The organism is Rahnella sp. RFA10(1/100) (assembly GCF_004195115.1).
GTDB classification, from domain to species: domain Bacteria; phylum Pseudomonadota; class Gammaproteobacteria; order Enterobacterales; family Enterobacteriaceae; genus Rahnella; species Rahnella perminowiae.
Window position 1 is genome coordinate 143,359 of the sequence record NZ_SEWR01000005.1, and the last position, 17,575, is coordinate 160,933.

Annotated in this window: 19 protein-coding genes; 11 read left to right on the forward strand and 8 right to left on the reverse strand. The window is 52.3% G+C overall.

Going from position 1 to position 17,575, the window contains the following annotated elements:
* Positions 1-3 precede the first annotated feature (3 nt).
* Entirely contained in the window at positions 4-2,064 is a 2,061-nt protein-coding gene (gene prlC / locus ETV65_RS16290) for an oligopeptidase A (protein ID WP_129953866.1), read from the reverse strand.
* A 181-nt stretch (positions 2,065-2,245) separates the two neighbouring features.
* Here prlC and ETV65_RS16295 point away from each other — a divergent pair, with 181 nt between their 5' ends.
* Positions 2,246-3,088, forward strand: a complete 843-nt coding sequence (locus ETV65_RS16295; RefSeq protein WP_013573521.1) for a 23S rRNA (adenine(2030)-N(6))-methyltransferase RlmJ — start codon at positions 2,246-2,248, stop codon at positions 3,086-3,088.
* A 164-nt stretch (positions 3,089-3,252) separates the two neighbouring features.
* Positions 3,253-4,605 carry a glutathione-disulfide reductase gene (gene gorA / locus ETV65_RS16300; RefSeq protein ID WP_129953867.1) on the forward strand — a complete coding sequence of 451 codons (1,353 nt, stop codon included), beginning with the start codon at positions 3,253-3,255 and terminating at the stop codon, positions 4,603-4,605.
* Positions 4,606-4,742: 137 nt separating this feature from the next.
* Here gorA and cho read toward each other — a convergent pair whose 3' ends face one another.
* Both cho and ETV65_RS16310 read right to left on the reverse strand, forming a co-directional pair.
* Positions 4,743-5,594, reverse strand: coding sequence for an excinuclease Cho (gene cho, locus ETV65_RS16305; protein ID WP_129953868.1), 852 nt, complete (start codon positions 5,592-5,594; stop codon positions 4,743-4,745).
* A 162-nt stretch (positions 5,595-5,756) separates the two neighbouring features.
* Positions 5,757-6,065 (reverse strand): transporter, encoded by a 309-nt coding sequence (locus ETV65_RS16310; protein WP_129953869.1) that lies wholly within the window; start codon positions 6,063-6,065, stop codon positions 5,757-5,759.
* Between the two features lie 139 nt (positions 6,066-6,204).
* Between ETV65_RS16310 and ETV65_RS16315 the strand changes: the two genes are divergently transcribed.
* Positions 6,205-7,113 (forward strand): LysR family transcriptional regulator, encoded by a 909-nt coding sequence (locus tag ETV65_RS16315; protein ID WP_129953870.1) that lies wholly within the window; start codon positions 6,205-6,207, stop codon positions 7,111-7,113.
* Positions 7,114-7,145: 32 nt separating this feature from the next.
* Here ETV65_RS16315 and ETV65_RS16320 read toward each other — a convergent pair whose 3' ends face one another.
* The 3 genes from ETV65_RS16320 to ETV65_RS16330 all read right to left on the reverse strand — a co-directional run bounded on the left by ETV65_RS16320 (position 7,146) and on the right by ETV65_RS16330 (position 9,852).
* Positions 7,146-8,732 carry an MFS transporter gene (locus ETV65_RS16320; protein ID WP_129953871.1) on the reverse strand — a complete coding sequence of 529 codons (1,587 nt, stop codon included), beginning with the start codon at positions 8,730-8,732 and terminating at the stop codon, positions 7,146-7,148.
* Positions 8,729-9,148, reverse strand: a complete 420-nt coding sequence (locus ETV65_RS16325) for a DoxX family protein (protein ID WP_129953872.1) — start codon at positions 9,146-9,148, stop codon at positions 8,729-8,731. Before ETV65_RS16325 ends, ETV65_RS16320 begins: the two co-directional genes overlap by 4 nt.
* A gap of 62 nt (positions 9,149-9,210) precedes the next feature.
* The gene (locus ETV65_RS16330) at positions 9,211-9,852 is read right to left on the reverse strand and encodes a hydrolase (RefSeq protein WP_129953873.1); all 642 of its coding nucleotides are present in this window, start codon (positions 9,850-9,852) and stop codon (positions 9,211-9,213) included.
* A 328-nt stretch (positions 9,853-10,180) separates the two neighbouring features.
* Here ETV65_RS16330 and ETV65_RS16335 point away from each other — a divergent pair, with 328 nt between their 5' ends.
* Positions 10,181-11,011, forward strand: coding sequence for an alpha/beta hydrolase (locus ETV65_RS16335; RefSeq protein ID WP_129953874.1), 831 nt, complete (start codon positions 10,181-10,183; stop codon positions 11,009-11,011).
* A 94-nt stretch (positions 11,012-11,105) separates the two neighbouring features.
* On the opposite strand, the gene ETV65_RS16340 is transcribed toward ETV65_RS16335, so the two are convergent.
* Positions 11,106-12,038: a sugar-binding domain-containing protein gene (locus ETV65_RS16340; RefSeq protein ID WP_129953875.1), complete on the reverse strand. Its 933-nt coding sequence runs from the start codon at positions 12,036-12,038 to the stop codon at positions 11,106-11,108.
* A gap of 233 nt (positions 12,039-12,271) precedes the next feature.
* Here ETV65_RS16340 and ETV65_RS16345 point away from each other — a divergent pair, with 233 nt between their 5' ends.
* The 7 genes from ETV65_RS16345 to ETV65_RS16375 all read left to right on the forward strand — a co-directional run bounded on the left by ETV65_RS16345 (position 12,272) and on the right by ETV65_RS16375 (position 16,797).
* Entirely contained in the window at positions 12,272-13,207 is a 936-nt protein-coding gene (locus tag ETV65_RS16345; protein ID WP_129953876.1) for a tagatose-bisphosphate aldolase, read from the forward strand.
* Positions 13,200-13,796 carry an AAA family ATPase gene (locus ETV65_RS16350; RefSeq protein WP_129953877.1) on the forward strand — a complete coding sequence of 199 codons (597 nt, stop codon included), beginning with the start codon at positions 13,200-13,202 and terminating at the stop codon, positions 13,794-13,796. The genes ETV65_RS16345 and ETV65_RS16350 overlap by 8 nt, the downstream gene beginning before the upstream one ends.
* Positions 13,797-14,003: 207 nt before the next feature.
* Entirely contained in the window at positions 14,004-14,447 is a 444-nt protein-coding gene (locus tag ETV65_RS16355) for a PTS sugar transporter subunit IIA (RefSeq protein WP_129953878.1), read from the forward strand.
* A gap of 64 nt (positions 14,448-14,511) precedes the next feature.
* Positions 14,512-14,814 carry a PTS sugar transporter subunit IIB gene (locus ETV65_RS16360; protein WP_129953879.1) on the forward strand — a complete coding sequence of 101 codons (303 nt, stop codon included), beginning with the start codon at positions 14,512-14,514 and terminating at the stop codon, positions 14,812-14,814.
* Between the two features lie 77 nt (positions 14,815-14,891).
* Positions 14,892-16,157: a PTS sugar transporter subunit IIC gene (locus ETV65_RS16365; protein ID WP_129953880.1), complete on the forward strand. Its 1,266-nt coding sequence runs from the start codon at positions 14,892-14,894 to the stop codon at positions 16,155-16,157.
* Positions 16,158-16,177: 20 nt separating this feature from the next.
* Positions 16,178-16,495: a hypothetical protein gene (locus ETV65_RS16370; protein WP_205951598.1), complete on the forward strand. Its 318-nt coding sequence runs from the start codon at positions 16,178-16,180 to the stop codon at positions 16,493-16,495.
* Between the two features lie 119 nt (positions 16,496-16,614).
* Complete coding sequence (locus ETV65_RS16375; protein WP_129953881.1) at positions 16,615-16,797, forward strand: 4-oxalocrotonate tautomerase; 183 nt, start codon at positions 16,615-16,617, stop codon at positions 16,795-16,797.
* 73 nt (positions 16,798-16,870) lie between these two features.
* On the opposite strand, the gene msrA is transcribed toward ETV65_RS16375, so the two are convergent.
* The gene (gene msrA, locus ETV65_RS16380; RefSeq protein ID WP_129953882.1) at positions 16,871-17,413 is read right to left on the reverse strand and encodes a peptide-methionine (S)-S-oxide reductase MsrA; all 543 of its coding nucleotides are present in this window, start codon (positions 17,411-17,413) and stop codon (positions 16,871-16,873) included.
* Between the last annotated feature and the right edge of the window lie 162 nt (positions 17,414-17,575).

Below are 17,575 nucleotides of genomic sequence, written 5' to 3' on the forward strand. Positions count from 1 at the left end.
AGGTTATCCTTTGATTCCGTAGTGGCGCAGCATAGCATCCAGCTGCGGCTCACGCCCGCGGAAGCGTTTGAACAGCTCCATCGGCTCTTCGGAACCGCCACGCGACAGAATGTTATCCAGGAATGACTGGCCGGTTTCGCGGTTGAAAATACCTTCTTCTTCAAAGCGGGAATAGGCATCGGCAGACAACACTTCCGCCCACAGATAGCTGTAATAACCCGCCGCATAACCGCCCGCAAAGATGTGGCTGAAAGCGTGCGGGAAACGTCCCCACGACGGTGACGGTACCACGGCCACCTGTTTTTTGATTTCTGCCAGCGTTTGCAGGATTTGCGCACCTTTGGCCGGGTCGTACTCTGCATGCATACGGAAATCGAACAGACCGAACTCCAGCTGACGCAGGATAAACAGCGCCGCCTGATAGTTTTTCGCCGCCAGCATCTTATCCAGCATCTCTTTCGGCAGGGGTTCGCCGGTTTCAAAATGACCGGAGATAAACGCCAGAGCGTCCGGCTCCCAGCACCAGTTTTCCATAAACTGGCTTGGCAGTTCGACAGCATCCCACGGTACACCGGCAATACCGGCAACCCCCGGCGTGTCGATGCGGGTCAGCATATGATGCAGTCCGTGACCGAATTCATGGAACAGCGTGGTGACTTCGTTGTGCGTAAACAGTGCCGGTTTGTTGCCCACCGGACCGTTAAAGTTACAGGTCAGGTATGCGACCGGTTTTTGCAGTTCGCCGTCCGCTTTGCGCATACTGCCCACGCAGTCGTTCATCCATGCGCCACCGCGCTTGTGTTCACGGGCATAAAGATCGAGATAGAAGCTGCCGCGCAGGTCGCCGGTTTCATCGAACAGATCGAAGAAACGCACATCTTTGTGCCAGGTTTCCACATCTTTGCGCTCTTTGGCGGTGATACCGTAAATACGTTTCACCACTTCGAACAACCCTTCCAGCGCACGCTGTTCAGGGAAGTAAGGCCGTAACTGCTCGTCGTTAATGGAGAACAGGTGCTGTTTCTGTTTTTCGCCATAGAACGGCAAATCCCAGGCTTCCATCTCATCCACGCCGAAATGTTCTTTGGCGAAAGCACGCAACTGCGCCAGTTCCTGCTCGCCCTGCGGACGCGCACGTTTTGCCAGACCGCTCAGGAAATCGATCACCTGTTTCGGGCTTTCCGCCATTTTGGTGGCAAGCGACATATCCGCAAACGAATCAAAACCTAACAACTGGGCCAGTTCGTGACGCAGCGCCAGCTCTTCGGCCATGACCTCACTGTTGTCCCACTTACCGGCATTCGGCCCCTGATCGGAGGCACGGGTGGCAAACGCACGGTACATCTCTTCACGCAATTCACGGTTTTCGCCGTAGGTGATCACCGGCAGATAGCTCGGGATATCCAGTGTTAACAGCCAGCCTTCCTGCTCTTTAGATTCTGCCAACGCTTTTGCAGCGGCCAGTGCGCTTTCCGGCAGACCTTTCAGGTCATTCTCATCAGTGATGAGTTTGCTCCAGCCCATGGTGGCATCGAGCACATTGTTACTGTAGGTCGAACCCAGTTCAGACAGGCGCGCGGAAATTTCGCCGTAACGCTTTTGTTTGTCCATCGGCAAGCCAATGCCGGACAACTCAAAATCACGCAGCGCGTTATCGATGGCTTTTTTCTGAGCCACGGACAGTGTGCTGAAATGTTCGCTGTCTTTTAAATCGCGATACGCCTGATACAAACCGGCATGCTGCCCGGTCCAGGTGCTGAATTCAGACAGAATTGGCAGACATTGCTCGTAAGCTTCACGCAATTCCTGGCTGTTTTTTACGGCGTTGAGATGCCCGACCGGCGACCAGATGCGGCTCAGGCGATCGTCACTTTCGGCCAGCGGCTGACACAGGTTTTCCCAGGTATAAGGTGCGCCCTGCGCAACAACGCGTTCAATCGTCTGACGGCTTTCTTCGATAGCGGATTTCATCGCAGGGACAATATGTTCGGGCTTGATCGCAGAGAAAGGTGGCAGGGAGAACGGTGTTAAGAGCGGATTCGACGCATTTTGCTGTTCAGTCATAGGGCCAGTCCTTCGTAATAGCGTTTGGGGCTGATGCGCCTGTGGCGCACCACGCCGTGAATTCGGGTCGTCTTAAAGATGACGTAACTTCTAACATGCGGTCAAGTTACGGTGAAATCAATGGGTGGCGGCGGGATAGTCTTTAATGGATAATGCCGCGAAGCCGCAGGAGAAGCCGCACATGTTGAGTTACCGCCACAGTTTTCACGCAGGCAACCATGCCGACGTACTGAAACACACCGTTCAGAGCCTGATCATTGAATCTCTGAAAGAAAAAGAAAAACCCTTCCTTTATCTCGACACCCACGCGGGTGCCGGGCGCTATCAGCTGAGCGGCGAGCACGCCGAACGCACCGGCGAATATCTGGAAGGCATCGCGCGCATCTGGCAGCGGGACGATATTCCTGAAGAACTGGCGGCATATATGTCGGTCGTCAATCACTTCAACCGCAATGAAAACCTGCGTTATTACCCGGGTTCGCCGCTGATTGCCCGTCAGCTGTTGCGCGAAGATGACAAGCTGCATCTGACTGAACTGCACCCGAGCGATTTCCCGCTGTTGCGCAGTGAGTTTCAGAAAGATGACCGCACCCGCGTTGCCCGCGCTGACGGTTATCAGCAACTGAAAGCCCAGTTGCCACCGCCTTCACGCCGTGGGCTAATCCTGATGGACCCGCCGTATGAAATGAAAACCGATTATCAGGACGTGGTAAAAGGCATTCAGGAAGGCTACAAGCGTTTTGCCACCGGCACTTACGCGCTGTGGTATCCGGTGGTGATGCGTCAGCAAATCAAGAAAATGCTGCGTGATCTCGAAGCGACCGGCATCCGCCGTATTCTGCAAATCGAGCTGGGCGTGCGCCCGGACAGCGATCAGCGCGGCATGACCGCTTCCGGCATGATCGTGATTAACCCACCGTGGAAACTCGAGCAGCAGATGAACAACGTGCTGCCGTGGTTGCTCAAAGTGCTGGTGCCTTCCGGTACCGGTCACACCACGGTTAACTGGGTTGTGCCTGAGTAAAAGCCTGCATAAATTGCCGGAGCCTTTTTTCAAAGGTTCTGGCTATCAAACCTATCACAATCATTGATCCAATCTTTTCCACAACACGTTAAACTCTTAGCCAAATTTTGAGATTAATGACGCTGTATCAGTGTCTCCATTTTTCACAACTTACGGATAAAACGATGACCAAACATTATGACTATCTGGCAATTGGCGGCGGCAGCGGCGGTATCGCATCAATCAACCGTGCAGCCATGTATGGGAAAAAATGTGCGCTGATCGAAGCTAAAGAGCTTGGCGGCACGTGCGTCAACGTGGGTTGTGTTCCGAAAAAAGTCATGTGGCATGCCGCGCAAATCGCAGAAGCGATCCGCAACTACGGCCCGGATTACGGTTTTGATACCACCGTTAACAGCTTCAACTGGAAAACGCTGGTCGCCAACCGTACCGCTTACATCGACCGTATCCACACCTCGTACGACAACGTACTGGGCAAAAATAACGTGGATGTGATCAAAGGTTTTGCCCGTTTCGTTGACGATCATACCGTTGAAGTGAACGGTGAGCAGATCACCGCAGATCACATTCTGATCGCCACCGGCGGACGTCCGAGCCATCCGGATATTCCGGGTGCAGAATACGGCATCGATTCAGACGGTTTCTTCGATCTGACCGAAATGCCAAAACGCGTTGCGGTTGTCGGTGCAGGGTATATCGCGGTGGAGATCGCCGGTGTGATGAACGCACTGGGTGCCGAAACGCATCTGTTCGTGCGTAAACATGCACCGCTGCGGACTTTCGATCCGCTGATCGTCGAGACGCTGGTAGAAGTGATGGAAACCGAAGGTCCGGCACTGCATAAAGAATCCATTCCGAAAGAAGTGGTGAAAAATGCCGACGGCAGCCTGACGCTGAAGCTGGAAAATGGCCAGGAATTTGTTGTCGACAGCCTGGTCTGGGCGATTGGCCGCGAACCGGAAACTGACAACTTCAACCTGAAAGCGACTGGCGTGAAAACCAACGATAAAGGTTACATCGTCGTCGATAAGTTTCAGAATACCAGCGTAAACGGCATTTACGCCGTGGGTGATAACACCGGTGCGGTTGAACTGACCCCGGTGGCTGTTGCCGCGGGTCGTCGCCTGTCAGAACGCCTGTTCAACAACAAGCCGGACGAACATCTGGATTACAGCAACATCGCCACCGTGGTGTTCAGCCACCCGCCAATCGGCACGGTCGGGCTGACCGAACCGCAGGCGAAAGAGCAGTTCGGCGAAGACAACGTAAAAGTCTACAAATCAGCCTTCACCGCCATGTATACCGCCGTCACGCAACACCGTCAGCCATGCCGCATGAAGCTGGTATGTGTCGGTAAGGAAGAGAAAATCGTTGGCATCCACGGCATCGGTTATGGCATGGATGAAATGTTGCAGGGCTTTGCGGTCGCACTGAAAATGGGCGCAACCAAGAAAGACTTCGACAATACCGTCGCTATCCACCCGACCGGTGCCGAAGAGTTTGTGACCATGCGCTGATAGCGTCATGCTCTTGCCGGAAAAGTGTTATCTCCGGCAAACAAAAGGCTGAGGATCTTATGATCCCCGGCCTTTTTTTATAGCGCTATTTACACTGCAGGAAGCAAAGAACACAGCCGGTTATCACCGTAGTGATCTCAGTCCAGCAAAATCACTTTCGGGCTGTCTGCCTCGAATAAAGGTTTGCAGAGGATTTTATAACTGTCGCGGTCAAAATGCGGCACAGCAGTATCAAAGGCTTTGGCGGCTTCCAGCGTTTTCACTGTCCCCAGGTAAAACCAGTGATTAATGACGTGATAATCGGTCAGTCCGTTGGCTTCTTCGGCGATGGCAATCCGTCCCGGATACGGCCAGCTACGAATTTTCAGGGCGCTGAGTGCTTCCCGCAAACGTGCCTGATGGGCCTCCTGTGATTCTTTGCCACAACAGACTCCGGCGCATTTGCCCAGTGAAAAGCGGAAACATGCGCGATTTTTTGACAGCTTTTCCAGCCCCAGCGCGCCGTAACATAGCTTTTCCTGATCGGCGATCTCACGGATCTTTTCGACTGCCGACATCCTGGTTTTAAACAACCCAAACAGGTCTTCGCTGTGCGAAAAATCCACATCATCGCTGAAAACGATGCTGGCCGTCAGCCCCTGAAGCCGGATGGAACACAGCTTACGGGCAGTGCGCAGACGCTTATTAAACAAAGGTCGCCGGGTTTTGATCAGATCAGATTCCAGCAATAAGGCGCCGACTTCCCCGATCGTTTCAATAAATTCAATATCACGGGTCATATGCAGGAGTTTGGCTTCGCCAGGATTGCGGAAGTGCGACATGACCCGGCTGCGGATATTCACGCTTTTACCGATATACAGCGGAAAGGCATTATCATCACCGTAAAAAATATACACGCCGCTGCGGTTGGGCAAATTTTCTAAGGTATGACGAAGATGCTCAGGGTACTGATAGAGCTCGGTAAAAAGCTCTTTCTCGGGATTCCACAAAATAGCTGACCTGTTTTTCTCTGATAACTTTTCTCTGACACCTTTTTTGAAACTTTTCTAAAACAAAAAATGCCGTATAAAAAACAGACGGATAATACTGGTGATTTATACAGCCTTCAACCTTTGTAGGAAAAATCTTGTGTAAATATTGAACGTCAGGATTTACGCCTGGGTACGCAGCTCTATATATTCCTGACCATTCAGCAGGTTAGCTAAGGTTTTTTCACGGTTTTCCCGCTGTCCGGATTGTATCCACTGGTAAAGATTATCAATGTTATCGAAACGGACCAGCACGGTGTAGATAGTTTCCCCATGAACCGGCCGCAAGATTTTTACACTTTGGTAACCGGTAAAACTTGCCGCATCGGCCATCAGTTTCTCCAGCCAGGATTCATATTCCGTCAGCTTATCCCGCCGTACGCCATGGGTTATCACCAGAGTAATGTGGTCAGGTTGGTGCGGATAAGTCATCAGATATTCCTTCTCATTAACCGTTGTTCTGGTTAACTGAATGTTGCGTTATATTCATGAACGATACGAAATCAATACAGTCATTCATAACGGAAATATTTTGGGTTGTTGTTAAACAATTTTTGGGGTGGGGAAAATAATGCGATTAAGCCTTGAAGCGCTGCTGATCCTGGATGCGCTGGACAGACACGGCACTTTTGCCGCTGCGGCTGCCAGACTGTTTAAAACCGCTTCTGCACTGAGTTATACCGTGCAGAAAATGGAAAGTGATCTGAATATCAAGCTTCTGGACCGCTCAGGCCACCGCGCGACATTCACACCCACTGGCCGTCTGATGTTGGAAAAAGGCCGCGTACTGCTGCGGGCCGTCAGTGAGCTGGAACAACAGGCGCAGTACGTCGAAAGCGGCTGGGAAAGCAAACTGACCATCAGCGTCGATGCTTCCGTCCCGTTCGCGCTGCTTGCGCCGCTGATCGACCGTTTTTACGCAGAACATCAGCACACCCAGTTATTGTTCCGCCACGACGTACTGGCGGGTTGCTGGGAAGCGCTGAGTTACGGCGAAGCCGACATCGTATTCGGTGCCGTGCAGGAGCCGGTGACGCGCAGCGGCATTGAATACCGCCCGATCGGCTGGCTGGAATATGTGTTTGCAGTAGCAAAGCATCACCCGCTCGCCTCACTGCCGGAACCGCTGGTGCGTGAGCAAATCCGTCAGTATCGCGCGGTGGTGGTTCACGACACGTCCCGCCACGGTACAGGGGCTGATTTACGCGTGCTTGATGAACAGAAAATGCTGAGCGTTCATGATTTTAACGCCAAAGTTCACGCACAAATTGCCGGGCTGGGTTGTGGCTATTTGCCACGTTATCTGGCCACGCCGCATCTCGAAAGCGGTGTGCTGGTGGAGCGTCGTCTCGATACAGAAACCCGTCGCGATCAGGCTTTTATGGCCTGGAACGAAAATGCCACCGGCAATGCCGCCATGTGGTGGCGCGAAAACTTACAGAATTTCGACGGTATCGCAGCGGTGTATAGCCTGGAATAAAAAAAGCCGCATTATGCGGCTTTGTACTGCGACTAACGTACCGAAAGGTAATGATGTACCTGAGGTTTATTTTCTCCACGGTGATAACGTGTCACTTCGCTTTGCAAATCGGCATCGGCATGCGACACACGCTGATGCTGACGCAGATGCTCTTGCCAGGATTCCACCAGGAACCATTCCACCAGACGCAACGGATCATCGCTGTGCTCGGTGATCCCCCACGCATAAGCCCCGTCACGGCGGCGTGCCAGCGAAAGTTTGCGGATTTCAGCCAGAAACGCCGGACGATCTTCCTGTGCAATCATATATTCAATCTGGATCATCACCGGACCGCGATCGCCCTGCACATCCCCTTCCACGACCGGATTATCCCAGTGCCCGGCAGGTTGTAAATCCGCCTCGCCAGCGGGCAATTTCAGCCGCCAGCATACCAGCGCGGCGATAACTAATCCGCTGCCGGCGAGTAACAGCGCCCCGACCAGACCGGTTTCCCGGGCAATTAAACCCCAGAACAAACTGCCCGCTGCCATCGCACCGTTAAACACCATCAGGTACACCGCCAGCCCGCGGCCACGCACCCAGTCAGGCAGTACCGCCTGCGCCACACCGTTCATGGAGGTCAGCGCGATAATCCAGCCAATCCCTAATACCACCATCAGCACCACGGCCAGCCATTTTTCCGGTGATGTTGCCAGCAGCAACATGACGGCGGCGGACAGTAAGGCGGAAAGCAGCACCAGTCCGTCAGCGCTCAGTTTCCGGCGTAAACGGGGCAACAGCAGCGCACCGAAAATCGCGCCGACGCCCACTGCGCCAAGCAGAACACCGTAGAATCCGGCAGTACCGTGCAACATATTGCGGGCAATCAGCGGCAACATCGCCCAGATGGCGCTGGCGAAAGCGAAGTAAATCGCGGCACGCAGCAGCACGCGGTGAAGTTCCCGGCTGGCTTTGACATATCGCAGCCCTGCACGGAACGCACCCAGGAAGTGCTCCGATAACTCATTTTTCGCTTTAACCGGACGTTTCCACCACAGCAATGCGCCGATGACAAAAACATAGCTCATGACATCTGCGCCGTAAGCCGCACCGGCACCGAGGCTGGCCAGCAGCAAACCTCCGCCAGCGGGACCCACCGCCCGGGCAATGTTAATCCCCAGTGAATTCAGCGCGACGGCATTTCTCAAATCTGAACGGGGCACCAGTTCCGGCACAATCGCCTGCCAGGCAGGCCCCATCAGCGCGGCACCGATACCGCCGATAAAGGTCAGTGCTACCAGGTATTCCACGGTCAGCAAATTATTGTGTGACAACAGAAGCAAGGTTCCGCTGACGCCTGCCAGCAACAACTGAACAAAAATCAGCAGGCGGCGACGGTCAAGAATATCGGACAGCACACCCGCGGGGATCGCCAGCAAAAAAATCGGCAAGGTTGCTGCGGTTTGCATCAGCGCGACCGCCGCAGGGTTTGATGACAGCCCGGTGACTAGCCACGAGCTGGCCACATCACGCATAAAACTGCCGGTATTACCGAGAATGGTTGCCACCCAAATCGTGGCAAATAATCCTTGTTTCAGCGGTGAAAAAGCGCCGCCGGTCGCAACAGCATTCTGGCTCATACCCGCCCCTTAAGGTCATCCCAGGCAACATAGATAAAAGCGCCGGCCAGCCCGATATGCTCGAAGAAACCGTTCATCATCATGGCGCGTTCCTGTCCCGACACCTGCCAGAAGGCATTTGCCATAAAATTGGCGCTGAAAGTGAACAGCGCCAGCGCCAGCGCACCCGCCCGGCGAAAGCGTCCGGTAAGAATCAGTGCCGAAGCCGCCAGTTCCAGCACAATCACCGCAGCGGCCATGGGCGCGGCCGGTGACAAACCGAAATGTTGCATCTCGGCAATCGCGCCGGGAAAATCGAACAGTTTGACGATGCCACCCTGCAAATACGCGGCACATAAGGCCAGCAGGGCCAACCAGCGGATGACCGCGAAAGGGATAACAGGTGCCGACAGGCGGGAAACAGGGGCATGACGCATGATGTCTCTCCTGCCGGAACCCGCCTGAGCACGGTTCCGGCTTAATGGATAAATGAAGAAGGTTACGCTTTACGCTGCGGGGCTTTGTGCACCATGGTGTAGGCGTAATCGACACCCATACCGTAAGCACCGCTGTGTTCACGCACCAGATCCATAACAGCGTCGTATGTCTCTTTACGTGACCAGTCGCGCTGGTATTCGAGCAGAACTTGCTGCCAGGTCACCGGCACTGCACCAGCCTGCACCATACGGTCAATGGAACGTTCATGAGCGTCCACGCTGGTGCCGCCGGAGGTGTCGGTCACCACGTACACTTCATACCCTTCTTTCAGCGCCATCAGTGCCGGGAATGTCAGACACACTTCGGTCCACAGGGCGGAGATGATCAGTTTTTTGCGGCCTGTGGCTTCAACGGCTTTCACGAATGCTGCGTCTTCCCAGGAATTCATTGAGGTACGCTCAATCGGTTTCACATCCGGATGCACCGCCAGTAATTCCGGCCAGATATAACCGCTGAAGCTTTCCGTCTCGACCGAGGTGTAAATCACCGGCACGTTAAAAACTTTGCCCGCTTTAGCGAGAGCGACCGTATTATTTTTAAGCTGCTGGCGATCGATATTCGCAACGCCGAAGGACATTTGTGGCTGATGGTCGATGAAAATCAGGGTGGAGTTCTGTGGGTCCAGCAGATCGAATTTAGACATTTTCATTTCCTCTCAGAGTGTATTGTTAGATTGAGTGTTTGTATTTAACGTCGTGCTGTTGTGCTGCTGGAATTAACAATAGGTCAGGACATGAAAAGCGGATAGCGGAAAGAATTTGGCAACTTGTTCAGATTTTTTTGACAGGTATTACCCTCTCTATATGCCCGATAATACCCATTAATTTCAGCGCGATAGGAACAACAAAATCCTTTAACAACTTATCAAAAATATCCTGTTATCAATATTTCCCTGCCACGCCTAATGTTGTTTTCAACACAACACACGACCCGTATAAAACCTGCAAAATAATCGCTGAGGAAATCTATAAATGAGCACATTCAATACACAAGACGGCACTCAAATTTATTTTAAAGACTGGGGTAAAGGTAAGCCGGTATTATTCAGTCACGGCTGGCCGCTGGATGCTGATATGTGGGACAGCCAGATGAATTTCCTGGCCGATCGCGGCTACCGGGTTATCGCTTTTGATCGCCGTGGTTTTGGCCGTTCAGAACAACCATGGGAAGGTTACAACTACGACACTTTCGCCTCTGATATCAATGATCTGATTGAGCATCTCGATTTGCAGGACGTGACGCTGGTCGGCTTCTCCATGGGCGGCGGCGACGTCACCCGTTACATCAGCCGTTACGGTTCAGAACGCGTCACCAGCCTGGTCCTGCTGGGTGCGGTCACACCGCTGTTTATTAAAACGGATGATCATCCGCAGGGTGTGGATAAATCCGTATTTGATGGTATCAAAGCCGGTTTACTGAAAGACCGTGCACAGTTCATCAGCGATTTTGCGACACCGTTCTACGGCACCAATCAGGGGATGACCGTTTCTGATGGCGTGATGACGCAGACGCTCAACATTGCACTGATGGCGTCGCTGAAAGGAACTGTTGATTGTGTTACGGCCTTCTCTGAAACGGATTTCCGTCCGGACATGGCGAAAATTACCGTACCGACGCTGGTTATTCACGGCAGCGCGGATCAGATAGTACCGTTCGAAGCCACAGGCAAACTGGCAGCAGAAATGATTAAAAACGCAGAGCTCAAAATCTATGAAGGCGCACCGCATGGTTTTGCTGTGACGCATCAGGATCAGCTGAACGACGATTTACTGGCATTCCTGACCGGTACTGCTCAGCGGTAAACAACGTCATCCGCAGAAACGAAAAGGCATTCCCGCAAAGGAATGCCTTTTTCTTTTGAGCCTGTTTTAAGCACTTCTTTTAACAAAGCAGCCGTCAGACTACCGGCAGTCTATCCAGAATCGCCTGTGCGGTATTCACGTCCGTCACTAATGAATTAATCATGCCTGAACGCACGGCACCGATAATCCCTGCCGCTTTTTCCGGCGTTGCCGCCACGCCGATAGTCAGCGGCGTTTTGCGCAACTGTTCAACCGAGGCCGCAATCATTCGCTCCTCGCCTTCCCAGTGCAATAACTCGCCCGTTCCCGTGAAGTAATGGCGCAGCACATCGCCTGCGGCATCGCTCAGCGCCTGCTCGCCGGGTGTCGCGGTGGTGGATTCGCTCGGCTTCGGCGTATGCGTCAGGCCCACACCGACAATCGCCGCATCGAGCCTGTCCCACAGTGAAATGATTTCCTGCACACTCGGGTCCGAGAGAAACGCATCACGCAATTCCGCAGAAGAAAGATAAGGGGCATGCAGGAAATACGGCGTGCCTTCCATCTGTTCCGCCGCGCGGCGCACGAACTCGGTTATCTGAAAATGCGGCGCAGATTGTTGCATACCGCCGTTGAGCGCCACGGTCATGATCCCCGGCAGACGAGGCATACCGGCCAGCGTGACTTCGCGCACCGCCCTTCCCCAGCCAATACCGAGCACCGATCCCGCCCCTAAACCGGCGTCCTGTAAAAGAGAAGCCAGCGGCGTCGCCAGTGCGCCGAGCACATTGCCCGGCGGCGCATCCACAACATACGCCTGTTTGAGCCCGAGACGTTTTATCAGATCTGCCGTCATGTCTTCCGGTGACGATAATCCCACCACTTCGATGCGCACAATCCCCGCCGCGCGGGCTTTATTCAGCAACCGGGAGATGGTTGCCGTCGACACATCCAGCTTGCGTGCAATCTCCACCTGAGACATATCAGACTCGTAATGCAGCTTCGCTACCAGATGCATCATGGCACGCGTTGCTGCAATATCTTGCAAAATTGGCTCTTTCAGCTTGAAATTCCTTTCAGTAATGAATTACACTCAAATCGTCGATTGAGGGATTATTGCGCAACACCTGTAAAAATGCAATGTGCCGGATCGGGCTTCAACCCTTGTAATACGGCATGTTACGCGATTTTCCACCCCGTTTATCCAGGGGGTAAACACAGAACGTCCAGTGTAATCGAGATTTTTTCATCTGTAATAAATTTCACGCAAAGGAGAGTTCCATGTCAAAAATGTCCACCTCAGAATTACGCAGCTATCAGCAGATTTGCGGTAAAAATGGCGCAATGATGGTGATCGCCTGTGACCAGCGCGGCGCCATGCGCAGCCTGCTCGCCAGCGATCCGCAACAACAATCTGCCATTTCAGAGCACGAACTCGGGCTGATTAAAGCCGACATCACGCAATATCTTGCCAGCAAAGCCTCCTGCGTACTGGTCGATCCGGTCTGTGCCGTGCCGCAACTGGTGGACAACGGCATCATTGCCCGCGACACCGCGCTGCTGATTGGCCTGGATGCATCAGGCTGGGATAATTCGCCGGAAGGTTATCGTCTGTCACGGCTGGTGGAGAATGTCGATGCACGTCGTGTGCGTGAACTCGGCGCGACCGGCGGTAAAATCATGGTGTATCTGCGTTCCGATCAGGAAGCGGCAAACCGTCATAACATTGATATTCTGCGCCAGTGCATTGAAGATTTCGCCCGCGAAGACCTGCTGCTGGTGGTGGAGTTCCTGACCTATCAACTCGACAACGAAACCGGGGAAGAATATAAAGAAAAAGTCCCGTCTCTGATTTATGGCGGCACGAAGATTTGTCTGGAATGCGGGGCTAAGGTGTTGAAACTGCCCTATCCTGGCTCAAAACAAGCCTGTGCTGACATCACGAAACTCGCGGGCGACGTGCCGTGGGCCGTGCTTTCTGCGGGCGTTGACCATTCCACCTTCCTCAAACAAGTGGCGGATGCCATGAGCGAAGGCGCATCAGGCGTTATCGCAGGCCGATCATTGTGGAAAGACTGCATCTCACTGGACCGCAACGCGACAAAATCCCGTCTGGAATCGCTGGCTGTACCGCGTCTGAACGAACTTCAGGCCGTCATTGAGCAGCATTTCCATGCACCGGCACACAACCAGACACAACAGGTGGAACATGTCTGAAAACAGAAGCGCCTCACGAAATGGCTTTACCGGCAAACGCGTCATCCTGGTGAACGGGATCCCGGCGTCAGGTAAAAGCCGGCTCGCCGTTGAGCTTTCTGCATACAGCGGCTGGCTGCAACTGTCGCTTGATGGCATTAAAAACCCATTTCTTCAGCGATTAGAGAATGTTGACCGTCCTTTTAACCGCGTGCTCGGGCTGGCAAGTTATCAGGTTATCTGGGACATCATCGGCGGCGCGCCTCAGGGCAGCACTTTTATTGTCGATGCGTGGTTTGGTTTTCAGCCCAAAGAGGTATTGCAGGATTATCTGCAACGGGCGGGCGCATCACAGGTTGTGGAAATCTGGTGCCAGATTGATGCTGAACGTGCGGCCGAACGATTTTCCTCACGACTGGGCGAACGTTTACCGGGACATGTCGGGGCAGAATATATTCCCGAATTAAAAATTCTCGCCGGAAATGCACGACCAATAACCTCAGGGCCAGTGTATTCTGTGGACCAGAATGTTATCGGACAAAATAAGCCTGTGAACATTGTTGATATTCATACGTGGATAATTAATGCATTCCACACACAACTCCAATAAATACCTGAACAAAGGAAATATTTATTTACTGAAAAAGTAAGTTAATTCTGATATCGGGATATTGTTAACCCTCTACTATCATTCATTCTTTCAGGTTGTTTGAAATTATTATCGTTCATTGATGGCTAATAGGATTGGACAGATCACAGTTTTTATTTTAATTAAATATCATACTGAGAAAAGACCCTATTCATATGAAGAGGTATTATGTTAAGCGACTGGATTAATGAAAACAACACGCAAATCATTAGCAAAACAGATGACTGGAAAAGTGCAGTAGCAATTGCCGTACAACCGTTAATTGATTCGGGCGCAGCGGAAAATCGCTATCTTCAGGCTATATATGATATGCACCGGGAGATCGGACCTTATTATGTTTTGGGCGAAGGTATTGCGATGCCACACGCCCGGCCTGAAGAAGGGGTTAACCGGACGGCACTGTCTTTGGTCATTGTTTCAGAAGGCGTTGAGTTTGGCAGTGAAGGTAATGATCCGGTTTACGTTATCTTCGCGCTGGCCGCGGTGGACAGCCATTCGCACATCGAAATGATTGCCAGCCTTTCCCATCTGTTCTGCGATGACGAGGCAGCGGAACGATTAAAACGCAGTAAAAACAAGCAGGAAGCATTAGAGATTATCCGGCAGTTTTAGACGTGAAGTGAAAAAGATAAACATAACCCTTTATGAACACCTACAAAGAACGTAAGGAAAAATGATGAAAAAGCTATCAATCCTGGCGGTATGCGGTGCGGGTCTGGGCAGCAGTTTTGCCTGTGAAATGAGTATCGAAGCGGCACTGAAGGATCTGGGTGTGGAAGCCGATTTATCACATTGTGATATTTCCAGCGCCACGTCTTCAAGAGCTGACATTATTATGACCGGCGAAAATTTCAGATCGCAATTTCAGCATTACACCATTAGTGCCAATATTATTTATCTGAAACGACTGGTGGATAAAAATGAAATAAAGACCAAGCTGACGCCTATTCTTCAGGAGATGGGGCATCTGGCCACGTAATAACATGCCGTCTTAATTCACAATACGTATAAATTAAATCAACAGAACAATTACCGTGAACTCTACAGGGGACGCTTATGTCTTTCCTTCACTTTATTGTCAATGATGTATTAGGCCAGGCATCAATATTAATATCACTGATCGCCATGATTGGTCTGATAGCATTAAAGAAAAGCACCGGGCAAGTTATTACCGGCACATTAAAAACGCTTCTGGGTTTTTTGGTTCTGCTTTCCGGTGCAAGTATTATTGTTAATGCCCTGACCTTTCTGGGTGAAATATTCCAGAAAGGGTTTCATATGCGCGGGATTGTTACCGACGTCGGTTCTATTGCCGGTATCGCACAGCAAACCCTCGGGCGTGAAACCGCATTAATTATGGTTCTGGCGTTTATCGTCAATATCCTGATTGCCCGCCTGACCCGTTTCAAATATATCTTTCTCACCGGACAGGCCTCCCTGTGGATGGCCACGGTATGTTCCGTTATCGGGTATATGGGCGGTTTGCGCGGTACGGAACTGATCCTGACCGGCGGCATTATTGCGGGCATTATGGCCGTCGGGATGCCGGTGCTGGCTCAGCCGATCGTGCGTAAAATCACCGGTTCCGATGACATTGCACTCGGCCATTTTTGCACCATCGGTTATATCGTGCAGGCGGGTGTGGCGAAAATCACCGGCGATGTCAGTAAAAGCACCGAAGATTTCGAGCTGCCGCAATCTTTCTCTTTTCTGCAGGACACCTACCTGTCGATGATGGTGGTGATGATCCCGATTTACCTGATCCCGGCGATTGCCGCAGGTCCGGAAGTCGTCGCGCCTTACGCCAATAACGTCAACTATCTGGTCTATTCGTTCCTGCAATCCATTCAGTTTGTGGTCGGCGTTTATGTTCTGCTATCAGGTGTCCGCCTGTTGCTGGCGGAAATCGTACCGGCATTTCGCGGCATCGCCCTGCGCATTGTCCCGAACGCCATTCCGGCACTCGATTGCCCGGTGCTGTTTCCGTATGCACCGAACGCCGTCATTATCGGCTTCATTTCCACCACCATTGGCTCCGTCATCGGCATGTTCCTGTTTCCGAGCCTCGGGCTGGCGATGATTTTACCGGGCATGCTGACCAACTTCTTCGCGGGTGGCACAGCGGGTATCTTCGGCAATGCCGTCGGCGGGCGGCGCGGCGCAATTATCGGCGGCATCTTCCACGGCCTGTTTATCACCCTGCTGCCTGCGTTGCTGCTGCCGCTGCTGGGTAAGTTCGGCTTCTCGAACGTGACGTTCAGTGACTCAGACGTCATCAGCGTCGGGCTGGTATTCGGCCACATTCTTAACTTCTTCCACTAAGCGAACCGGAGAGCCTTCTTATGGATAAAAGTTTGGACACACGCATCGGACAAATTTTAGCGCAACAGATGCCGCCGCAGGCGTCGGCGAAAGCACTTAATGAACTGGGAAAACAGTATCAGGAACAGCAGGATCTGGACGCGGCCATTGCCTGCTGGGAGCAAAGCATGGCCTGTTATGGCAAACCCGGGTTTGCCCAGGCTCAGTTGATGAAAGCCTACAATGCCCGGCGACGTCAGTGCTCTGAAGCCGGTGACGGCAAAGGGCTGGAGCAATATTCTGAGAAAATCGATGCGCTGATGCAGCAAAGTAAGGATGCAATCCGCTACGGATTCTGAGGGAGCCAAAAGCCAGAACAGAGGTTCCGGCTTTTGTTTTTCACGTCTTTATTCTTCTCAATCCTTCCGTAGAATAGATTTTGCCCCCGTCGTGAGGGCCTAATAACGAAGGATTTACTATGCCGATGATCCGTTTGGAAATGTTGCCGGGCCGCACTGCTGAACAAAAACGCGATTTTGCCCGTGAAGTGACCCGCCTGGCGGTAGAAACGCTTAACTGTAAGCCTGAAAGTGTGGATGTGATAATCACTGAAATACCAAAATCACATTGGGCAAAAGGGGGCGTATTACCGGAAGAATAATAGGCGGGATTAAACGCCGTCAGCCAGCACAGAGAATGTGCTGGCTGAGCCGATAAAACGGCCAGAAACGTGATTACTTTTGCAAAGATTTCGTCCGCTGCGCAAAGCTCTTGCGCAATTTTTGCAGTTTCGGCGGGATCACCGCCATGCAGTAACGGTTCTGCTGTCCTGCGCCATCCCAGTAATTCTGGTGATAACCCTCGGCCACGTAGACTTCACCGAGCGGTTCAATGCTGGTGACAATCGGATCACTGTGATCATGTTGCGCACGCAGTATTGCCGCTTCCGCCTCTGCTTTTTGCTGGTCGTTAGCCGGGAAAATCGCTGAACGGTATTGCGTACCGACATCATTCCCCTGGCGGTTAAGCTGGGTCGGATCGTGCGTCGCAAAATGGATATCCAGTAAATCGCCGTAGGTCAGTTTTTCCGGGTCAAACCCTACACGGATGGCTTCCGCATGGCCGGTCGTGCCGGTGCAAACCTGTTCATAATTCGGATTCGGACGACGCCCGCCGGTGTACACACTTTCCACCGACTCCACGCCGATGACGTCTTTGAACACCGCTTCCGTACACCAGAAACAGCCGCCACCGAAAATAGCGTATTCGATTGTCATACAGACTCCTTCACTGAGGGGGTAGAAGAAATATGGGGACGAATAGCATTGAGATAAAGGTATGGCATTAAAAAAACAGAATGTGAAATTTTATCCCCGGTAAATGATATTATTTTGCACCCGCTTATTTCCCTGTAAATAGTGTTGATATTTCGTCTGATT

What these genes read in the sequence shown, in the direction of transcription:
- prlC (WP_129953866.1), bottom strand. Translation starts at nt 2,064, where the DNA reads ATGACTGAACAGCAAAATGCGTCGAATCCGCTCTTAACACCGTTCTCC.
- ETV65_RS16295 (WP_013573521.1), top strand. Translation starts at nt 2,246, where the DNA reads ATGTTGAGTTACCGCCACAGTTTTCACGCAGGCAACCATGCCGACGTA.
- gorA (WP_129953867.1), top strand. Translation starts at nt 3,253, where the DNA reads ATGACCAAACATTATGACTATCTGGCAATTGGCGGCGGCAGCGGCGGT.
- ETV65_RS16310 (WP_129953869.1), bottom strand. Translation starts at nt 6,065, where the DNA reads ATGACTTATCCGCACCAACCTGACCACATTACTCTGGTGATAACCCAT.
- ETV65_RS16315 (WP_129953870.1), top strand. Translation starts at nt 6,205, where the DNA reads ATGCGATTAAGCCTTGAAGCGCTGCTGATCCTGGATGCGCTGGACAGA.
- ETV65_RS16320 (WP_129953871.1), bottom strand. Translation starts at nt 8,732, where the DNA reads ATGAGCCAGAATGCTGTTGCGACCGGCGGCGCTTTTTCACCGCTGAAA.
- ETV65_RS16325 (WP_129953872.1), bottom strand. Translation starts at nt 9,148, where the DNA reads ATGCGTCATGCCCCTGTTTCCCGCCTGTCGGCACCTGTTATCCCTTTC.
- ETV65_RS16330 (WP_129953873.1), bottom strand. Translation starts at nt 9,852, where the DNA reads ATGTCTAAATTCGATCTGCTGGACCCACAGAACTCCACCCTGATTTTC.
- ETV65_RS16335 (WP_129953874.1), top strand. Translation starts at nt 10,181, where the DNA reads ATGAGCACATTCAATACACAAGACGGCACTCAAATTTATTTTAAAGAC.
- ETV65_RS16345 (WP_129953876.1), top strand. Translation starts at nt 12,272, where the DNA reads ATGTCAAAAATGTCCACCTCAGAATTACGCAGCTATCAGCAGATTTGC.
- ETV65_RS16350 (WP_129953877.1), top strand. Translation starts at nt 13,200, where the DNA reads ATGTCTGAAAACAGAAGCGCCTCACGAAATGGCTTTACCGGCAAACGC.
- ETV65_RS16355 (WP_129953878.1), top strand. Translation starts at nt 14,004, where the DNA reads ATGTTAAGCGACTGGATTAATGAAAACAACACGCAAATCATTAGCAAA.
- ETV65_RS16360 (WP_129953879.1), top strand. Translation starts at nt 14,512, where the DNA reads ATGAAAAAGCTATCAATCCTGGCGGTATGCGGTGCGGGTCTGGGCAGC.
- ETV65_RS16365 (WP_129953880.1), top strand. Translation starts at nt 14,892, where the DNA reads ATGTCTTTCCTTCACTTTATTGTCAATGATGTATTAGGCCAGGCATCA.
- ETV65_RS16370 (WP_205951598.1), top strand. Translation starts at nt 16,178, where the DNA reads ATGGATAAAAGTTTGGACACACGCATCGGACAAATTTTAGCGCAACAG.
- ETV65_RS16375 (WP_129953881.1), top strand. Translation starts at nt 16,615, where the DNA reads ATGCCGATGATCCGTTTGGAAATGTTGCCGGGCCGCACTGCTGAACAA.
- msrA (WP_129953882.1), bottom strand. Translation starts at nt 17,413, where the DNA reads ATGACAATCGAATACGCTATTTTCGGTGGCGGCTGTTTCTGGTGTACG.